The 17,143-nt window shown below is 53.0% G+C and carries 13 protein-coding genes and 4 pseudogenes; 10 read left to right on the top strand and 7 right to left on the bottom strand.

The features are described from left to right. Positions 1-2 precede the first annotated feature (2 nt). The 5 genes from NGM29_RS19445 (at position 3) to NGM29_RS19430 (ending at position 4,491) form a co-directional block, all read left to right on the top strand. On the top strand, positions 3-704 hold the full coding sequence (locus NGM29_RS19445) for a hypothetical protein (RefSeq protein ID WP_254160761.1): 702 nt from the start codon (positions 3-5) through the stop codon (positions 702-704). A gap of 97 nt (positions 705-801) precedes the next feature. Then, positions 802-1,179 carry a DUF7344 domain-containing protein gene (locus NGM29_RS21540; protein ID WP_425499273.1) on the top strand — a complete coding sequence of 126 codons (378 nt, stop codon included), beginning with the start codon at positions 802-804 and terminating at the stop codon, positions 1,177-1,179. A gap of 227 nt (positions 1,180-1,406) precedes the next feature. Further along, positions 1,407-2,441: a tRNA-guanine transglycosylase gene (locus NGM29_RS19440; RefSeq protein WP_254160760.1), complete on the top strand. Its 1,035-nt coding sequence runs from the start codon at positions 1,407-1,409 to the stop codon at positions 2,439-2,441. Then, positions 2,438-3,337, top strand: coding sequence for a hypothetical protein (locus tag NGM29_RS19435; RefSeq protein ID WP_254160759.1), 900 nt, complete (start codon positions 2,438-2,440; stop codon positions 3,335-3,337). The genes NGM29_RS19440 and NGM29_RS19435 overlap by 4 nt, the downstream gene beginning before the upstream one ends. Then, positions 3,334-4,491 (top strand): BREX system ATP-binding domain-containing protein, encoded by a 1,158-nt coding sequence (locus tag NGM29_RS19430; protein WP_254160758.1) that lies wholly within the window; start codon positions 3,334-3,336, stop codon positions 4,489-4,491. Before NGM29_RS19435 ends, NGM29_RS19430 begins: the two co-directional genes overlap by 4 nt. Before the next feature lie 54 nt (positions 4,492-4,545). Here NGM29_RS19430 and NGM29_RS19425 read toward each other — a convergent pair whose 3' ends face one another. Both NGM29_RS19425 and NGM29_RS19420 read right to left on the bottom strand, forming a co-directional pair. Next, positions 4,546-5,754: a hypothetical protein gene (locus NGM29_RS19425; RefSeq protein ID WP_254160756.1), complete on the bottom strand. Its 1,209-nt coding sequence runs from the start codon at positions 5,752-5,754 to the stop codon at positions 4,546-4,548. A gap of 125 nt (positions 5,755-5,879) precedes the next feature. Then, positions 5,880-7,067 carry a hypothetical protein gene (locus NGM29_RS19420; RefSeq protein WP_254160754.1) on the bottom strand — a complete coding sequence of 396 codons (1,188 nt, stop codon included), beginning with the start codon at positions 7,065-7,067 and terminating at the stop codon, positions 5,880-5,882. A 465-nt stretch (positions 7,068-7,532) separates the two neighbouring features. Here NGM29_RS19420 and NGM29_RS19415 point away from each other — a divergent pair, with 465 nt between their 5' ends. Together NGM29_RS19415 and NGM29_RS19410 are read left to right on the top strand one after the other, a co-directional pair. Next, complete coding sequence (locus tag NGM29_RS19415) at positions 7,533-9,089, top strand: RNA-guided endonuclease InsQ/TnpB family protein (RefSeq protein ID WP_256548193.1); 1,557 nt, start codon at positions 7,533-7,535, stop codon at positions 9,087-9,089. Between the two features lie 75 nt (positions 9,090-9,164). Beyond that, positions 9,165-9,383: pseudogene (locus NGM29_RS19410) on the top strand (toxin-antitoxin system TumE family protein); the annotation flags it as partial. Positions 9,384-9,455: 72 nt separating this feature from the next. On the opposite strand, the gene NGM29_RS19405 reads toward NGM29_RS19410, so the two are convergent. The 3 genes from NGM29_RS19405 to NGM29_RS19395 form a co-directional block, all read right to left on the bottom strand. Continuing rightward, positions 9,456-9,968 carry a PIN domain-containing protein gene (locus NGM29_RS19405; RefSeq protein WP_254160752.1) on the bottom strand — a complete coding sequence of 171 codons (513 nt, stop codon included), beginning with the start codon at positions 9,966-9,968 and terminating at the stop codon, positions 9,456-9,458. Further along, the gene (locus NGM29_RS19400; RefSeq protein WP_254161241.1) at positions 9,969-10,259 is read right to left on the bottom strand and encodes a UPF0175 family protein; all 291 of its coding nucleotides are present in this window, start codon (positions 10,257-10,259) and stop codon (positions 9,969-9,971) included. It abuts the gene before it with no gap. A 634-nt stretch (positions 10,260-10,893) separates the two neighbouring features. Beyond that, positions 10,894-12,081 (bottom strand): orc1/cdc6 family replication initiation protein, encoded by a 1,188-nt coding sequence (locus NGM29_RS19395; protein WP_254160750.1) that lies wholly within the window; start codon positions 12,079-12,081, stop codon positions 10,894-10,896. 462 nt (positions 12,082-12,543) lie between these two features. Between NGM29_RS19395 and NGM29_RS21225 the strand changes: the two genes are divergently transcribed. Both NGM29_RS21225 and NGM29_RS19385 read left to right on the top strand, forming a co-directional pair. After that, on the top strand, positions 12,544-13,047 hold the full coding sequence (locus NGM29_RS21225; protein WP_256548201.1) for a transcription initiation factor IIB: 504 nt from the start codon (positions 12,544-12,546) through the stop codon (positions 13,045-13,047). A 275-nt stretch (positions 13,048-13,322) separates the two neighbouring features. Continuing rightward, a pseudogene (locus NGM29_RS19385) lies at positions 13,323-13,943 on the top strand (RNA-guided endonuclease InsQ/TnpB family protein); the annotation flags it as partial. A 608-nt stretch (positions 13,944-14,551) separates the two neighbouring features. Here the strand turns inward: NGM29_RS19385 and NGM29_RS19380 are convergent. Beyond that, complete coding sequence (locus tag NGM29_RS19380) at positions 14,552-15,901, bottom strand: PD-(D/E)XK nuclease family protein (RefSeq protein WP_254160744.1); 1,350 nt, start codon at positions 15,899-15,901, stop codon at positions 14,552-14,554. Between the two features lie 183 nt (positions 15,902-16,084). Here NGM29_RS19380 and NGM29_RS19375 point away from each other — a divergent pair. After that, positions 16,085-16,416: pseudogene (locus NGM29_RS19375) on the top strand (DUF6788 family protein). Positions 16,417-16,691: 275 nt separating this feature from the next. On the opposite strand, the pseudogene NGM29_RS19370 reads toward NGM29_RS19375, so the two are convergent. Continuing rightward, a pseudogene (locus NGM29_RS19370) lies at positions 16,692-16,948 on the bottom strand (ParA family protein); the annotation flags it as partial. Between the last annotated feature and the right edge of the window lie 195 nt (positions 16,949-17,143).

Below are 17,143 nucleotides of genomic sequence, written 5' to 3'. Positions count from 1 at the left end.
TCATGAAAATCCTCATCGTCGATCAGTGTTCGAACAGTAAATCATATCCGAACGATAGTGCAGTATACGATGCGCCGGAACTTGATGAGTCGAGTCTCGACTCACTCCGTGCTCGTGAAGGAGTAGCCAGCATCCCAGCACGGAAACTCTACACCGGTCGTCAACAGCAGTACATCGGTGATGCGATCGACTCGCTCCGTGCCAACGGACACGCCATCAATCGGTACTTCATCAGCGCTGGGTTCGGAGTCGTCGAAGAGGACGAAGAACTCCCCCCGTATAACGTCACGTTCGCGGAGATGACGGCGAAGGAGATTGAATCCCGCTCCGAGACTCTCGGGATTTCCCGTCGAGTCCGAGAACTGGCGACTGCTTTGACGTACGATCTCATATTCTTCCCTCTTGGAACCGACTACTACCGAGCGTTAGACATGCCCGACGTGGTGTCTTCACTGCCACCCGAAACACTGGCAGTGGCTTTCAACCAAGAAGAACTCGCGGAGCAATTCGACAATGTTGTCTCGATCCCTGCTCGCACCAAACAAGCGAAAGAACAGGGTTCAATTGTTGTCGCGTTAAAAGGAGCCTATCTGAAGAATTTCGCCGATAATCTCGCTTTGGGGGCCGAGTTCACATCATCCGATGACGTAAAAGCGGCGTGTCTTGGTAGCCCGACCTCGCAAAGAGACCTGAGTGAATTTTGACGTGAGTAATTTACAGTCGCTTTGATGTAATTACCAGTTCGCTCCATGGTATTTTTTCTCCCCCAAAGATGGGTGAGGGGTCACCCTCAGAACGATAATGACAACAGAGAAGAGAGATGAAGCGACTCAACCGGTGTCGGATACGTATCGTCTGTTAGGAAATCAACGTCGACTCTTGACGATTACATACCTCTCGCTGTTCGATTGTGGTACTACGGTCGACGTCCGTCAAATTGCCCGTATTATTAGGGCCGTCGAACTTGAGCGGCCTCCTCGAGAAATCAGTACTTCAGAATACGAATCAGCGTATAACAGCCTTATTCAAGTTCATCTACCAAAATTGGCGACCAAGGGGATACTTGAATACGACGCTGATCGAAAAACGGTGATGGTAACTCGAAAAACTTCCTACCACGCTTGTCTTGTAGCGATTGGAAGAATGTTTTCCAGCGGGTTACTTGAGTCCGTTAATTGAAAGGAGTTGAAACTACCGTTCTATTCTAATGAAAGCATATCATACGAACCTCACCGAGATTATAACAAATATATGACTCATATATCATGTTTTCCGTTGAAACGCCTTCTACTCCACTTATTGGACTAGTGCAATTTGGCAAATTTTGAATATTCTCATTATCAGTTGAGTTATTCGTAATAGAGGGCTATTACCTATCTGACGGAACAGCTTAGTCGAAGTTGAGGATGTTGTTTCGACAACAAACGCTTGATCTCCCACATGGGGAGTTGCAAACTCCAATTTTATTCCCGGTCCGAAATCTGGGAAAACGATCGAGCGACAATACCCCGCAGTACATCGATTCTATTCCAGATCTACCGACAGCGATGATCAACGCCCGAGCGATTAGGAATAGAGATCCGATGTGGGATCGGTTGACCAACGGTGTATCGCTTCGAGAAGAGATGAACGTCCCGGAACACACGATCGTTTACGCTGATAGCGGAGGGTTCGATTTCACAAACGAAGACCTGGATACGACTCCCGAAGAAACCCTTGCGACGCAACGACAACTCAAGGCGGACATTATTGGGACGGTCGATATCCCTCTCTCGAGGCAAAATCGATCGACAGAAAACCAGCGACGGATCGATCAGAGTATCAACTTCGCACTGGCGGCGAGTGAACAACACAACGGAGAGGCGTCACTCTTCGCGAGCGTCCACGGGTACGATCCAGAGACGATTCGAAACAGTATCCGATACCTCGAGAAGCGAGGGAATTTCGACGGGTATGCTCTGGGAAGTCTTGTCCCCGTTAGGACAGATTATACGAAAGTCACGAAGTTGGTACTGGCAGCGCGAACGGCAACAGACAAACACTTGCACGTATACGGACTCGGCGGCCTCGTCTACCAACCCCTGTTACTCTATCTGGGTGTCGATAGTTTCGATTCCTCGGCGTTCATTCGGAGCGCTGGAAACCGGAACTATCTGATACCGGGATTCGGCGGTGAAGAACTGTGGAATATCGACGACCTCGAGTACCTCCCGTGCTCGTGCCCAATCTGTGGTGAGCGGACTCTTGAGGAGATCAGAGCGGACCGTAATGCACTCACGCAACACAACCTGTGGGCGTTAACGACGGAACTCCGTCGGTTTCGGTACGTATCGTCGTCCGGAAGAGACATCGAGGACTACCTGGATCTTCGGTTTCGGGGAAACGAGGTCACACAACGAGCCTACAGGACCGCTAAACAGCAGGTACGGAGGTTAGCGTGACATCCGAACGTGCGACGGTCCGTCCCGTTACACTGGCCCGCCTCACTGAACTCACACACCTGTGTGAAGGAACTCGAAGAACAACCGATGACATCGAAGAAACGCTCTCCATAACGCATAGACGAGCACGAGAGACGATTCTCGAGGCGACGCGAATTGCTCTCCTCCGCGAAGATGGCGACCAGGAGGAGCCAACCTACTCGACGACTCCGATCGGTGAACAATTCTTAGAGGCGATCCGATCCGAAACGTGGTCGGAAGCCGACGACATTCTTGCCGTTCGTAGCCCACACTACGGAGCGTTTCTCGACGCACTCGCTGAACGTGGGCCAACGGACACTGATTCGTTACTCGAGTTCCTCAAAGCCGAATATGAATTCTCGCTGTATTCGTTCAATCAAACGGGAATCGAAGTTGTCGGCGATTGGGGAGAGCGACTGGGAGGAGTCCAGCGGAACGCATTTACTGGCGACTACTATGTTGCCTCTCGAAACAGCGTGCCAAAGAACTTCCAATACATCCTTCTCGAGCTCTACGACGAACTAGAGGAAACCGCCGGTGTCAACCTCCGCCAGCGGTACCTCTCAATCCCCAAGCTCCGTGAACGAACTTGTGAGCGACTCGGGTGTACTCGAGACGCGTTCGATCAAGGACTGGCCACACTGTGCAGCGAGAACGTTGGCAAACTCGAACTCTCGGGTGCACCGTTAGATACGACCGCCAAAAATTCTGTATTGGGGATCAAACGAATCGAACTTGCTGACGGCGAATCGTTGGTTTCGACGTCACAATCGACCCAACAGGTAATGGCCGGGCTCGAACAGTTCGACAAGCAGTACTACTACCTCGCGGTGTACGACCGCGACATCACGTTCACACCAGACACAAACCCATGAGTGAAGCATTCAATATTACCGACCAGCAGCAAGACTACTCGAAATTCGGCCTCGAGGCGAACCCATTCCCGTACAGTCCAGTTCCCGCAGAGAATCCAGAACTCTACTGCGGCCAAGAACACGCAACTAATGAGATCAGTTCGACGGTGTCTACGACACTGTCGACGGGAAAGTCGAAGCATCTCGTCATCACCGGGAAGTACGGAAACGGAAAGTCGCACACGCTCAAATACACCCGATCGCTTGTTCAGGATCGAGAGGATGCGATTGTCGGATATGTCGCACAACCTGGAGAAGGGTTCATCGACATCTACCACGAATTCGTCTACGATCTCGGATTCACCCAGATACAGGACATCGCATACCAGTACCTCGCGAAAATCACGTGCGATGTGACGGATCGGAACCCAATGAGCGCGAACACGATGCGGTCGCTCATCAACGACGGCGACGTACTCCTCTCGGAGATCGTCCCGACGGCGATCAAGCGGTTGAGCGATACAACACGGTTCGCAGATTTTGCGAGGGCAATCGTCCACATGGTCTACGAGGACACGAACCTCTACGCCTGGCAGTGGCTGACCGCAGAGGGTATTCGATACGAGCAGCGCAAGGAGATGGAAATTCATACTGCCTTGGACGACGATACGATGGGTGTCAGAGCGTTCACGGCCCTGAAGAGCCTGTTTTTGGAGTTGGGGTATACTGCCGTCTTCGTGTTCGTCGACGAATTCGAGAGTATTGGACGGTTGTCGTCGAAAGACGAGCAATCGACGCTCAACAGTATTCGGCACCTGATGGACCAGAACAGTCACGGACTTTGTATGCTGTTCGGCTGTGCACCCGAAGTCTGGCAGGACGTGATGAGTGAGTACCACGCGTTCAGCGAGCGCATTGGGCAGGAAGTTGCGCTGCGGCCATTAACGAACGAGGACCTGTACGAACTAGTTGAGCGGTACCTCGAGCGAGAACGGGGGGAGCTCACTAACTCATCGGACATTTCACCGTTCACGGAAGAATCGCTCGACCTGATTCTCCAGCGGTCGCAGGGGAATATTCGTCAGGTGCTCTCAGTCTGTAGTCGGTTGCTCGATACAGCCTCGAGAGAGCAACGCACTACGATCACTAACGAGTTCGTGCAGGATTCGCTCTAGTAGTTAGTCGACATCCGTACATTGTGGAAACTACCTGTTCGATTTCCCGTCTACTCAATGGTCAAATAGGCGAGCGTTTCGTACTGTTGATCGACGATACCAAGGATACTCATCGGGATAATATTCGTCGAGACGTACTGTCGTCGACGATGTCCGCTTAGAGAGGAGTCCGACATGTTGGAGTTGCCGGGAGAAATTTTGAACGAGGTTTTGGCGGATTATTTGGCGAAATAAGTCAACGTCTTCGTAAATCCGTTCTACGTTTCCTTTTAAGAGTAGTTTTCGTGCTTGATCACAGGATTCGGTCGAATCAGTGCAAAACATCTGAAGGAAAGTGTTCGGATAGTCTCGAATTAACAGTTCTACGAGTTCGGTAAGCAGTATTGGTACCTCCGGATCGAACGATTGTATCGTACGATATAACGCTTCAAAATCGGGGTGTTTTCGATACTGATCAAGTAGCCACACTGCGAGCAAAGGGGCGACATCGTACAGAGTACCGCTATTCGACGTCTCTTCTTTCAACCGTGTCAACTCTGATAACGTACCGACGCCGTAGTTGTTTAAAATCACGAGTCCGATTCGCCCCCTGTCCGTTAGTGTAACCGTCGACCCAGATTCGATAATTCCGAGTACTGTCGCGCCGTCGATCGCCGCTTTCGATGCATCCCCGTTGAGGAGATACTCTCGTTCAAATTCAGTAACAAATTCGTTATACCCCATCGTTTTTTGATAGCTATCAATGTTCTCCAAGAATATCGCCGGTGCGAGGAAGTGAATCGGGTGGGCGAGGTCTAGTCCAGTTATCTTCGAAATCGGTTCGACACCTCGAATACGAGCTGCGAGACGGTCTCGTATCTCCGAAAGTTGTGATTTGTTCGTTATTGCAGGCGGTTCTTTCCAATCCTGAACACCATCAGTGGAGACCGTGATAACGCCTAAGCCATCGTCACGAACGGTCTTACGATATCCTTCAAATGTATCTGAATCAGCTGCGAGATACGAATAGTTTGCTCCCGCTTTGTAGTCGTACGCCTGTCCTTTTCCAGTTCGGAGGTCTCTACTTCCTTTTACTTCGATCGCAATGACTGAGCGGTCGGGAGCTAATCCAAGAACATCGGGATATCTTCCGGATATGGATTCTGTATGCGATCTGAATTTCGAGAGAATACTATCATAATCACAGTGAACGAAGAACTCGTATCCTCGAGTCTCTAATTCTTCCGTGACCTTCTGAAAGACCTCTTCTTCGGAAAGTCCCATCTGTTACACTATGACTTCATTCTGAACCGATCAATCTTCCTATTATATGATGTCCGTCAATACACGAGCTAACTCTCTTTCTGGTAAAGTGCTTCAGTTCGCCGATACCGTTTAATCGAGTACGATCACTTCAATTGAAACTCGCGAGGGTACCAGTAGTCGGTCGCCGGGTTCAACGCTGATTTGGGCTCAATGACGGGTGAATCCGACGCAAGCACGCCGAGGCTCTTGAACTGGCTGGCGGTATTCGAGATGAACTGGCTGTGGACGATCCGCTTCAGATACTCGGGGTTATTGTAGATCTCGTGACCGCGGCCCTGTTCGATGAGTGTGGGCCCCTCGTCGTCTTCGTGATCGGTGTACACTATATTTATAAACGTACTTGGGTAGTTATCTATCAAGGTTCCACACAGTTCTTGAATCGAGATGCCACCGTTGCCGTGACGCAGTAGTACTTCGAAAAGTGTCCGGAAATCAGGATTGGACGCGAACCGATTGCGAAGGTACGTTGCGATGGGAGGATGTTTCTTCCAAAGTTGCCCACCGCCCTTCAGTGCCTTCAGATCAGAAATTGTCTCGACATCATATCCCCGAAGTACGATCTCTCCCATCAAACCTTGTTCCGTTAGTTGGTACTCACCGGACTTGAGACGGATCATCCCAAGGTACTCTGCGAGTCGAATCATCCGTTTATACGCACTGCGATATGGGTACGATTCGTCCTCACAGAGATCGCCGATCGCCTCCTCCGTCGTGTGATCGTGATTGGCGATCGCGACGATGGGCATTAATTGATTTAGCGGATCTGCGTAGTTCGGGAGTCGCCGTGAGCACTCGTTGGTAGTAACGAGCATGTTCTCGAGTTGGTGGCGTGTGTTGTAGAGGAGATCCTTCATTTCGGCTGATGATGGAAACTCCTGTGAGATCGAACTCGTTTGGGGATTTACGCCAAGCGTTCCAATTCCCTTGCTGACGGCGATATCTTGAACGCGCGTCAGCACGGTATCGTCCGCTGCGAGGTAAGCGTGGTCGACGCCCCGCTGGTAACTTAGCGCCTGCCCGAGTCCCTTTCGAAGATTCTCCGTTCCTTTGACTTCGATCGCAAAAACCCGGTTTGCGGGGGTGAACCCGACGACGTCCGGTTTGTACGGCCCGATCGTGATCGAGTGCGATGGATACCGTTCGTAGAGTCGAGCGTATCCGTTGATCGAGCGGTGAGAGCCTGGGACATGGATGAAACACTCGTATCCCTGGCCGTCGAGCCACTCTACCAGAGGCGCGAATACATCGGCTTCTGCGGTAGAGTTCCCCATCTATCCAAAACCAACAGACCCACTTATCAAGAAAGTTTGTAATTAACAGGTCCACCCCTTTGAGCAGTTGAGTAGAAAGACCCCCTTGAGGGAGGATCCAAAGACGACGGCTGTCCACGAAAATCATCTGTTATCATACGGCCGATCCGACAGTAAGTCACTTGTTCATGACTCACGAACCGACCGAATCAATCGAATTCTTTGCGTTCTTGTTCGAAGCGACGACAGTTAGTCGTCTTCTTATAGGAGTCGGACATGATAGACCTCGCAATACGCGTCAGCATAATCAATCCATCATCATCGAGGCTGCAACTACGAGTGCTACTTCTCGCACCGCCATCGAAACCACCAAATCGTCGGCGATCAGAGCGTCTACTTCCCGCCCGCGTGACGCTACGAGTGTTTTTCGCGCCCCGAAGAGGGCGAGGGCTCGATCCAGAGAGTCCTCCGAGAAGGTGATTTTCCGTGAGTCAACAACATCGTTCGACCGACAGCTCGATTGATGCGATTCCAGTCGACGTAGCGAACACCCAATCAGGAGAGGTGGATCCCGCCGAAGTGCCCGAGAAGATCACATCGCTCACCCGGAAACTCGCGAGTGAGCAGCCACCGACGAACCCGCTCGTCGTCCTGAAGGCAGCCCGCTGGTGGTACATCCATGGAAAGGGCGGAACCGACCCTGCGTTCCGATGGGCCATCGAGTGGGTACGCCACCTCGCGACTGACAGGCCCAGTGACGTCGAGCGGTTCGACGAGTTCCTCGAATCCCTTGTCACAGTCGGCTTCGCTGATGAGAACGCCGTTTCCGACGAGCAACGCGACGCACTCTGCCGAACTGTCGAGCAATACCTGTACTGTGCGAACCGAACCGCCGACTACTGTTGGTCCGATGCCTCATACACCGAGTGCAAGACCAACAAACGGCAGGTTCGTGACGCACTCTACTCCGAACTTCGAGAGGAGACGGGCCTACAGGCACAACTCGCCCAAGCCGCGATACGTCGCGCCGTCGAAGCCATCAAAGGTGTTGTCGAACGCTGGAAGAAGGGACAGCGTGTCTCTTGTCCGACGTTCACCGCCGAAACGATGGACTACGACATGCGGAGCGCGACCTTCTACCGACGCAAGGTGTCGCTGGCAACTGTTGAGGGTCGGGTCGAACCCTCGTTCGTTCTTCCGGCAGACAGTCCGACGCCCTACGAGCGGTACGTCCTCTTCGAGGACTACGAGTTCCGTGAGAGTACACTTCGGTACGACGCGACGACCGACGAGTTCTACCTCAATATCTCGACCCGGCGGTGTGAGGTGGACGGTGACGACGCGGAGGTTCCGGCAGATACTGGGCACCCCGACCAAACGGTCCTCGGTATCGACCTCGGCGTCAACAGCCTCGCAGTAGCCTCGAGTGGTACCTTCTGGCAGGGAGACGAGTACGACCACTGGTGTCGTGAGTTCGAGAAGCGACGTGGTGAGATGCAACAGCGCAGCACGCAGGCCGCACACAACGCCTTGCTTCGACTCGGAAAACGCGAAGAAGCATGGCGGAAACAGTACATCCACACCGTCACCAACGAAATCGTCGCGGAAGCCGCCGAACGCGGTTGCGACGTCATCGTGTTCGAGGACTTAACCGACATACGCGAACGGCTTTCACGGGCGAAGTGGCACCACGTCTGGGCGTTCCGACGCCTGTACGAGTACGTCTCCTACAAGGCCCCCGAACAGGGTATCTCCGTGGAGCAAGTCGAGCCGAACCACACCTCCCAACGCTGTTCTCGAACGGACTGTGGATTCACGCACGAAGCCAACCGCCACGGAGAACGCTTCTGTTGCCAGAAGTGCGGATACGAGGTGAACGCGGATTACAACGGCGCGAAGAACATCGGGCTACGCTACGCCCGGAAGCGGACACACAGACTCCGATCCTCGCCCACGTCGGGGAGCGGAGACGCACCAGTAGACGTGCGTGTGAATGGTGGGACGTTGAACGGCGAGAGTCACCGGCCTATTGCCGGGGACTGATTGCCGGGAGTCCACATCAAAGCCCCACCCTCGAGGACCGAGGCACGTATGCGCCGAGGGAGTAGGGTGGGGTAGTTTACCATCCACTACTCCGAACAATATCCGACAGAAGACTCGTGGGAATGTCGATGGGACCGCCACCCGAACGATCATAACACCCGCGAGCATTTTCATCGGTCCCCAGCTGCACCGACACCTGGAGAGGACGCTGATTATCCCGACGAATGGCGAGACGTACTCGCAACCGTGCTTACCCGTCTTGATGACCGAATCAAAGCTTTCTGGGGCGATTGACATCCTCCCGTGTCTAAAGGCGCTGGAATTCACGAAGCTGTTCTCGATCTTCGACTGTGATGTGTAACGTGGTCATTGGTCGAATGACTCGAGTTTCCGAACGAGCTTTGTGTACAAATCCGGCGCACAGTACCAGCCTTCTTCGATCATCGAATCAATCGTCTCACGCCCTTCGGAAACGGTGATGTGCCCCTGCTTAGCGCATAAGAGGACAATGTAGGCTGTCCCGCGAGTCTCAATTCCTTCAATTTCTGCAGCTGTTCTTCCATACGCTTCGTCCATTACAGCGATTGCATCACGTGATGCAGCACATCCAAGGACAGCCACATCAGCGTCACTCACGTTCGGATTTTGCTGTAACCGGGCCACAAGTTGAGAGTCATCGACTGAGATGACCTCGAAAAGCCCAGTATCAGTGCATTGTTCAATACGGCGAGCATCGGTATACCCCTCTTCAAGACCGATAGTAACGACTTCCGAATGAATTTGTTGAGGAAGATAACACTGCCCCTCGAGGGTGGAGACAAGCTGGAGCTGGTTAACCTTCGCGAGGTAAATGAGCGGTGTCGCGTCGAAAACCCACATTCACAGTTCCTCGAGGTCGTCTTCGAGGTGATCGCCAGAGATCCACGTGATGTCATGCTCTTTTGCGAGTTGGGCAAACTCCCAGACAGACATCTTTGCAAGCTGGGCGGCTTTCGTGAACGTAACCTCATCAGCAGCGAGTCGTTTGAGCGCTTGCTCTCGACGCCACTCCTCGAGCCCTTCTGAGAGGAGTTTTCGGACTGCTGTACTTCGATCCAGACGTTCTTCCTCGAGGTATGCTTCGAGTTCCCCTTCGAGATCATCCGGAACCCGCGTCGATATCGTTCCCATGACGTATGCTATGTTTGCATTGCATACATACGTTTCGCTCGTTCTAGTTGCCAGCGATTCCATCACTCAAAATGGTTTGTGACCCCAAAAGGGATAATGAGGTTAACAGACAGTTGCCTCGTCGGAACAAGATGGCTACAAACGAGAGATTCAGCAGTCACTTCACTCAAGAGACAAACCTGAAGTAGTCCACCCACACCACTACTTCCGCTGTTAGGAGTGAGAACAACTGCATCACCCCTCTTTGAGGGGGATGATTTGAGTTCGGTGATAACAGCGTACGGTTTCGGTTATTGTGGAAACTACTTAAACTTATCCCTAGTATCTAGAAAGGTGCCAGCAACGATTGACCTGCCGCTCTCTCGACCGGGCAACACAAACAGCGGAAGTAGTGGTGTGTCTCCCCCACTAGTATCCCCCGAACAACTCGTTGCTAACAGCGGAATTCGTGGTGTGGGGGGGTCCTCTTTCACCAATCGAGTCACTGAACAACTCTAACAGCAGTATTCACGGTGTTGTCCAGGCTTTCCTAACGCCCTCATTTAACAGCGGAAGTAGTGGTGTCTCTGTCCCCTGCCGCTCGAGTTTCACCGCCCCTCGAAAATACACCACGCTAACAGCGGAAGTGGTGGGGTCAGGCCTCGGTATCCAACAGTTCTGACAATCCGGCTTTGACACTCGCAACCGACTGTTCTAACTCGTGTTCTTTGTACTTCCCGCCGCCTTTTCCACGGTTGATCTGATTCGAACTGATGATACCTAGTGTCTCGAGTTCGGCCAGATACTCGCGAACGGCCCGATCGGAGACCGGATCACTCATCTCTTTCTCACAGAGCACTTCGTATGGCTGGCGAACCTCTCGAGTCCTGGCGGGCGTCTTTCCTTCCTCGGCGAGCAACGTCAACGCCCACAAGACGAGTTGTCCGTGCCTGGAGTAGTTCCGGATACCCTCGATAATCTGGTCGCGTTGCAGGCGCTCTCTGGCTTTCTGAACGTGGGATTCCGTGACCATCTCGACATTGTGCTCTCTGGCGATATCACCACTCTCGAGTAAGAGGTCGAGTGCCTGACGAGCGTCTCCGGAGTCTTTCGCCCCATAGGCCGCACACATCTGGATTACGCCATCGTCGAGAACGCCATCCTCGAAAGCCACGCTCTCGCGCTGGCGTAGTACTTCACAGAGTTCGTTCGCGTTGTAGGCGCTGAATGACACTCGTTTCTCACACAGACTCGAGCGGACCTTCGAATTGAGTTGGTCTTGAAAGTTGAGATCGTTTGAGATCCCGACCACGCCGAGTCGTGCCTCCTCAATATCGCCGTTTGATCGTGCTCGAGGCAGTTTGTATAGCAGGCTATCGTCCTGTATGTGATCGACTTCGTCGAGGACGATCAGAATCGTACCGCCGAGTTTGTCGAGTTCCTCGAATAGAAATTCGTACACCGACGCCTGGGGATAGCCGGTATTGGAGATCTGCTGTCGCGGGTCGCGCAATTCGTTCACCAGCGTAACGGCTGTCTGGTAACTCGAGTTGAGCCCGTCGCAATTGATCTCGATGGTATGAAGGTCGAGCCCGTCGACGCCCCGAGAATCGCGTTCGAGCAACTCAAGGAGAAACCGGGTTGCGGCGGTCTTCCCAACGCCGCTTTTCCCATAGAGGAAGATATTGGATGGCGTCTCCCCCTCGATCACAGGTTGGAGGGCAGCGTGGTACTGTCGTAACTCCTCGTCCCGACCAACCAGTTCGTCGGGCGTCCACTCCTCAAGCAGCGCCTCGCGTTCGCGGAATATGTTTCCAGTGGGTTGGAAACCAAACTCGGCCATTATGTCAGGATTCTCGAGGCAATCCTCTTAACCTTTGCTTCCGCTGTTTCCGATGATCGGATTTGTATATATACGTCAGAGACCACCACTTCCGTTGAAAATGTACGCGATTACGCTTGTTGGAGGGGTTTCCATAGTCTCAAGACGGTTTTTGACCCCGAAAGGGGTGACGGGGCAAACAGACAGTTGCCTCGTCGGAGCAAGATGGCTACAAACGAGATATTCAGCAGTCGAATCAGTAGAGAGACAGAGCAACCAACGTGATCGACGACGTCGTGCGCTGAGTGCAGGGGAGAGATCATCGCAGCGAACCACGAAACACGTTGTCGAGAGTGTGGCTTGATTGTCGATGAAGACCACCTCGATTACGGACCCGAGTGGTTCGACTCACCTGAGAACTCGAGCCAGCGTCGAACAGGTACTCCTCTCACAGCAGGCCGACACGACCGTGGACTGTCGACTGTGATTGGGTGGCAGAAGGATGGTCGAGGGAATGTACTCCCCGGACGGAAGCGTAGTCAACTTAACCGCCTACGACGGGAGCATCGTCGCAGTCAGTGGCGTTCAAAGCGTGAACGAAATCTTAGATACAGTCTCGGCGAAGTCCGTCGGATCGTGAGCGCTCTCGAGTTACCGGACTCATTGTGCGAACAGACGTGTATGCTCTTTCGGCGTGCCCAAGGAGAGGACCTCTGTCAGGGACGGTCACTCGAGGGGGTTGCAGCAGCGAGCGTATACGCAGTGTGTCGGTGCAATGGTCTCGGACGGACCCTCGAAGAGATCAGTCAGCTGGCGACGGATTCACGGTCAGACCTCGGGTGCGCGTACTCGGCGATGAACACCGAACTCGAACTTCCAACAATGATTCCATGGCCACAGAATTTCCTCCCCCAGGTCGCAGCCACGCTCGAGATTCCAGATGAGATTCGACACCGAGCACTTGAGTTAACTGAAAGTAGGCGCTAAGCCCCCTTTCTCAGCGAGCGCCGACCGAATGGGAGGCGCGAGCAGGGAGGGGATAAAGCGCCGCCCAGTTCTTAAACACGTTCGCCACTCGGCCCACAGGCCAACGCTTCACTGAAGTTATTATACGTGTGACGTGCATAGTGTGCATTACGGTGAAACGTAAGACAATTACCATCCGAGAGGACCAAGACGAGTGGATAAAGGACCAACACCTTAACCTCTCGTCGTTCGTTCGTGAGAAACTAGACGAACTAATTGAGGAACGGGAGTAACGGATGTACTACGCCTACAAGTATCGTCTCGAGCCGTCTGACGCCCACCGTGAGGAGTTGGACCGGCACTGAAATATTTGCAGGCAACTGTACAACCACACGCTCTACCGTCTCACAGAGTACCAAGACGAATACGGCGAACTGCCGTCTATGACCACGCTACGGTCGGAGCTACCCGATCTCAAGAAGTGGTGGGACGTCCTCTCGGACGTGTACTCGAAGGTTCTCCAAACCGTCGTGGAACGCCTATTCGACAACCTCAAAGGCCTCTCCAAACTCAAGGGGAACGGCTACGGCGTCGGTCAACTCAAGTGGAAGCCGCCACGCGAGTTTCGCAGCTTCACATACAGTCAGTCTGGCTTCAAGCTCGACAAGAAGAGCGGTCAGACTGTGCTGTCACTCTCGAAACTTGCGGCCATACCGATTCGGCTCCACCGCTCCATCCCCGCCGACGCCCAACTCAAACAGGTCACGGTCAAGAAGGAACCGACAGGTGAGTGGTTCGCCACGTTTGGTGTCGAAATGGACCGCGACCCGCCCGAACCAACTAAGAATCCCGAGCGGTGCGTCGGTATCGACGTGGGAATGCTCAAGTATGCTCACGACACCGACGGCCTTGCAATCTATAGAGACCGTGAGAGAACGGGCATTACGAATGGGACACAACCCGGATACAATGACCAACAGTCAGACGATCCAATCCGTAGGGGAAGAGATCGGAATCACTCGTGACCTCGAGCAGATTTTTGCCGACGGATACGATCTCATTTTCGTCGTACTCGGAAAGTCGTATCTGATCGCTTTGGAATCGGCCCTCAACTCGATTCCGGATGATGTTCGTGCCTTTGCTTTCGCCGCCGAAGGAAATAGGGATCTTATCGGCAACTGTAGGTGGATCCCTGCAACCGAAGATGAGCGTGCTCACTTCGCTACAGTTTGGACGGAGCTTCGAGGCCGACAGTTCCGGGAGTTTGCTGACAATATCGACTCGAGTAGCGATCTGAGAGGCATTGATGCCGACTCAGTACACGACCTTAGTCTCGGTCGAGATTAATACGTATCTCTGTGGAGGGGGAGTCCGTTGAGTAGCGAAAAGTGCTGCATGCCAAATCGAATTTTTCGTTGTCTCCGCTAATACCTACCAATTTGAGGAGCATGAGTACGCGCTTCGTGAGCGGGTTAAGAGGATATGAGGTGATGGCTCGGGCTGTACACCGAGTACTATTGCAGTCTTACAAGTCTTCCTCGCGCGTTTCCTGATAGAGTTCGTCGATGCGTTCGACTAAATCGTGATTCGATACGATGTGTTCGTCGACGGCGGTCGCTAGCGCAGCGACGTAGCCAGCGAACAGGTCGCCATGCTCGTCAAGATCAATTTCGTAAGTAGCCTCAAGGGCGTTCGATTTCCGACCACGCCGCTCAGTTCGATCCGGAAGAGCAGCCAGAATCTCGTCATCGGCGTTAAAGCGCTGCGCGAATCCTGGGTAAAAGTCGTCATTTCCGGACGGGGCGTTCCGGAGATAGAATGTGAGTTCGTGGTTTTCGAGAACGGTCTCTCGGTCGGAGGACGGACGGTGGAGAAATCCGACGCGTGCATTGGGCTTCTCGTTCCGGTAGACCGGTTCGTCACGCTCTAAGTGCGTCCACCAATCAGTCGGGAACAGCCACGACCAGTTCCCGTTCGCCTGTCGACACAGCCAGTATCGATGGCGATCTTCGCCGTCTGGGAGTTCGAGCAGGACGTCCTCCTCAGGTACTGACGGAACGCCCTCAGGATCTTCGACAAGGCGAGCCGCATCAAGTGTCGCCGCGAGCCGGCGGCCCCAGTTGTCGATGAGATCGTCCCACTCGGTTTGGAACGCGCTTGTGACCTCAGCTAGTTCGTCGTAGTAGTCGACGTACAGTTCGGCCTTCGCAGCCTCGTTTTGCTCGTGTTCAGTCATCGTAAGTTCTGTTTCGATCGTATCGACAAAATCGTCCAGTTGGCTGGTCGTTCGTACTGGATAGCTTCCATAGTCTGAATCCAGAACAGCCCGCAGCTGTGACGCGATCCACGACCACTCGACTGCAGTAAAAGCGTCCGATTCCGGTGGTGAGCCATCTGGCGTTATAAACAAATAGTGCTGGCGAGGTTCAGTAATTGCCGTAGGATCGAGGTCGACATTCTGGAACGTCTCCGCGGCAGCGTATTTCATGGTCTGTCCATCCCCTTCGGAGGCGTCGATTTTCAATTCACAGAGGATGAACCACTTCTCTTCGCACCACAACAAGAGATCAATCCGACCGTCTGGAATTGGGACCTCAGTCGCGACTTGGATGTTCTCAAGATCGAACCGTGAGAGCTCGAAGTGGACATCGTCGCGGTTTCGGAGCCCACGCAGAAACTGTTCCAATGCGGCGTGGTCAAGCCTATGCGGTGCGTCTGGATCCAAAAAATACGCGAGGAGCTGCTGCCAGTCACCTTCTTGCCGACTTCGATTCAGGAGTTGGAGTGTCGTTGGTGGGGGCTCTTCTGTTTCTGGAAGTCGATCCAGTCGCCGACCCATATCATCAAGGCGACGGGTGAGGTCTTCTAAAGTCATATTTCTTCTTCAAAGTGAGATCCTATCAAATCTGGGGTCACCTCTGAAGTGAGGTAAGAGGTGTATTAGCGAAAAAGCCGCCAAACACCCGAATTATCCAACTCACTTGGCCATGAAGATATAGAGAGCGAATGACCACATTCGCTATCCAAAATTACGATCACCCCCTCGTAAGATAGAGGAATTGGAGATTCGTTATGCAACTTTCGACCGACACCCCCACAGGAACTTTCCACCGACGGCGTCGACACACTCGACGACTATTTGCCCGAACTCTTTCGGCACGTCGCCAGGTACACCGAGGATCTCGCGGAATACCGTGAACGTGAGGCACGACTGGCGGAAAACAAAGAGAACGGGAGGTTGAGGAGCAACCAGAGGACCTCCCAGATGACGTCCCATCGAAGGCGACGATCACAGTGAAGGAGATTAACGACAACCGCTACTACTGGCAGTGGCGAGATGGAGAAAAGGTACGCTCAAAATACAAAGGCCCAGTCGACCCAGAGAACTAGTCCTCGTTCACGTCGGTTGGTCGAAGGGACGTCGATTTATTGGAAATAGTGGTGTGAGGGAGTGTCCATCATTCTTATCCACCGATACCCACTGCCGTCTACAGATAAGCAAGGCGAGTGCCTCGTAGGGCGAGGCAGGTTGATACTCAGGCACTCATATCGATGCCGGGCAATCTCCCTACAGCGTTCCTGATTCAATGAATCAATGATTCACTGATCGGTGTCTTGCTCGCGAGTTCGCGTATTTTTCTTCGTCTGAGGAATCCTCGAATCGCTCATCCATCTCTCGAGGCATACGTACACTCCACCTGCGTTTTGTCGAACGCCCGTCCCATCGTCTCTGCAATCTCGAAGAAGATATCGCGCTCTACCTGTTGGTCGTTCGCATCTTCCTGTTCGAAAATATCTTTCTCATTGTCCTAGGCACGCTGAATTGCCACTCGCATCGGGAATTTGAAATCGGGGCTATCGATGCGAAGGACTCATCAAATGCATTGAGGAAATTTTGCGACTGATCGCCATCACGATACATACATTATGAACAGTACCCCTCAATGCCGCTGTATAGTGTTTGGAAAACGCGTTACAAGCCTTCAGGCCCGCTTTTTACAACTTCCAGTATCGCTTTCTCTACTTCGGATATCGCAGTACCATGCCCTCCCATCAATCGACCAATCTGTTTTCCCAGCCAATACTTAAACAGAGTCACATTCGCTAGTTGAAAGCG

Source organism: Natronosalvus rutilus (genome assembly GCF_024204665.1).
Taxonomy (GTDB): Archaea; Halobacteriota; Halobacteria; order Halobacteriales; family Natrialbaceae; genus Natronosalvus; species Natronosalvus rutilus.
Note: the sequence above shows the minus strand (reverse complement) of the source record. Positions and strands in the feature narration are given on the sequence as shown.

Coding starts and splice junctions, on each gene's coding strand:
- NGM29_RS19440 (WP_254160760.1), top strand. CDS start 1,407: ATGTTGTTTCGACAACAAACGCTTGATCTCCCACATGGGGAGTTGCAA.
- NGM29_RS19445 (WP_254160761.1), top strand. CDS start 3: ATGAAAATCCTCATCGTCGATCAGTGTTCGAACAGTAAATCATATCCG.
- NGM29_RS19430 (WP_254160758.1), top strand. CDS start 3,334: ATGAGTGAAGCATTCAATATTACCGACCAGCAGCAAGACTACTCGAAA.
- NGM29_RS19400 (WP_254161241.1), bottom strand. CDS start 10,259: ATGGGAACGATATCGACGCGGGTTCCGGATGATCTCGAAGGGGAACTC.
- NGM29_RS19420 (WP_254160754.1), bottom strand. CDS start 7,067: ATGGGGAACTCTACCGCAGAAGCCGATGTATTCGCGCCTCTGGTAGAG.
- NGM29_RS19395 (WP_254160750.1), bottom strand. CDS start 12,081: ATGGCCGAGTTTGGTTTCCAACCCACTGGAAACATATTCCGCGAACGC.
- NGM29_RS21540 (WP_425499273.1), top strand. CDS start 802: ATGACAACAGAGAAGAGAGATGAAGCGACTCAACCGGTGTCGGATACG.
- NGM29_RS19405 (WP_254160752.1), bottom strand. CDS start 9,968: ATGTGGGTTTTCGACGCGACACCGCTCATTTACCTCGCGAAGGTTAAC.
- NGM29_RS19425 (WP_254160756.1), bottom strand. CDS start 5,754: ATGGGACTTTCCGAAGAAGAGGTCTTTCAGAAGGTCACGGAAGAATTA.
- NGM29_RS19380 (WP_254160744.1), bottom strand. CDS start 15,901: ATGACTTTAGAAGACCTCACCCGTCGCCTTGATGATATGGGTCGGCGA.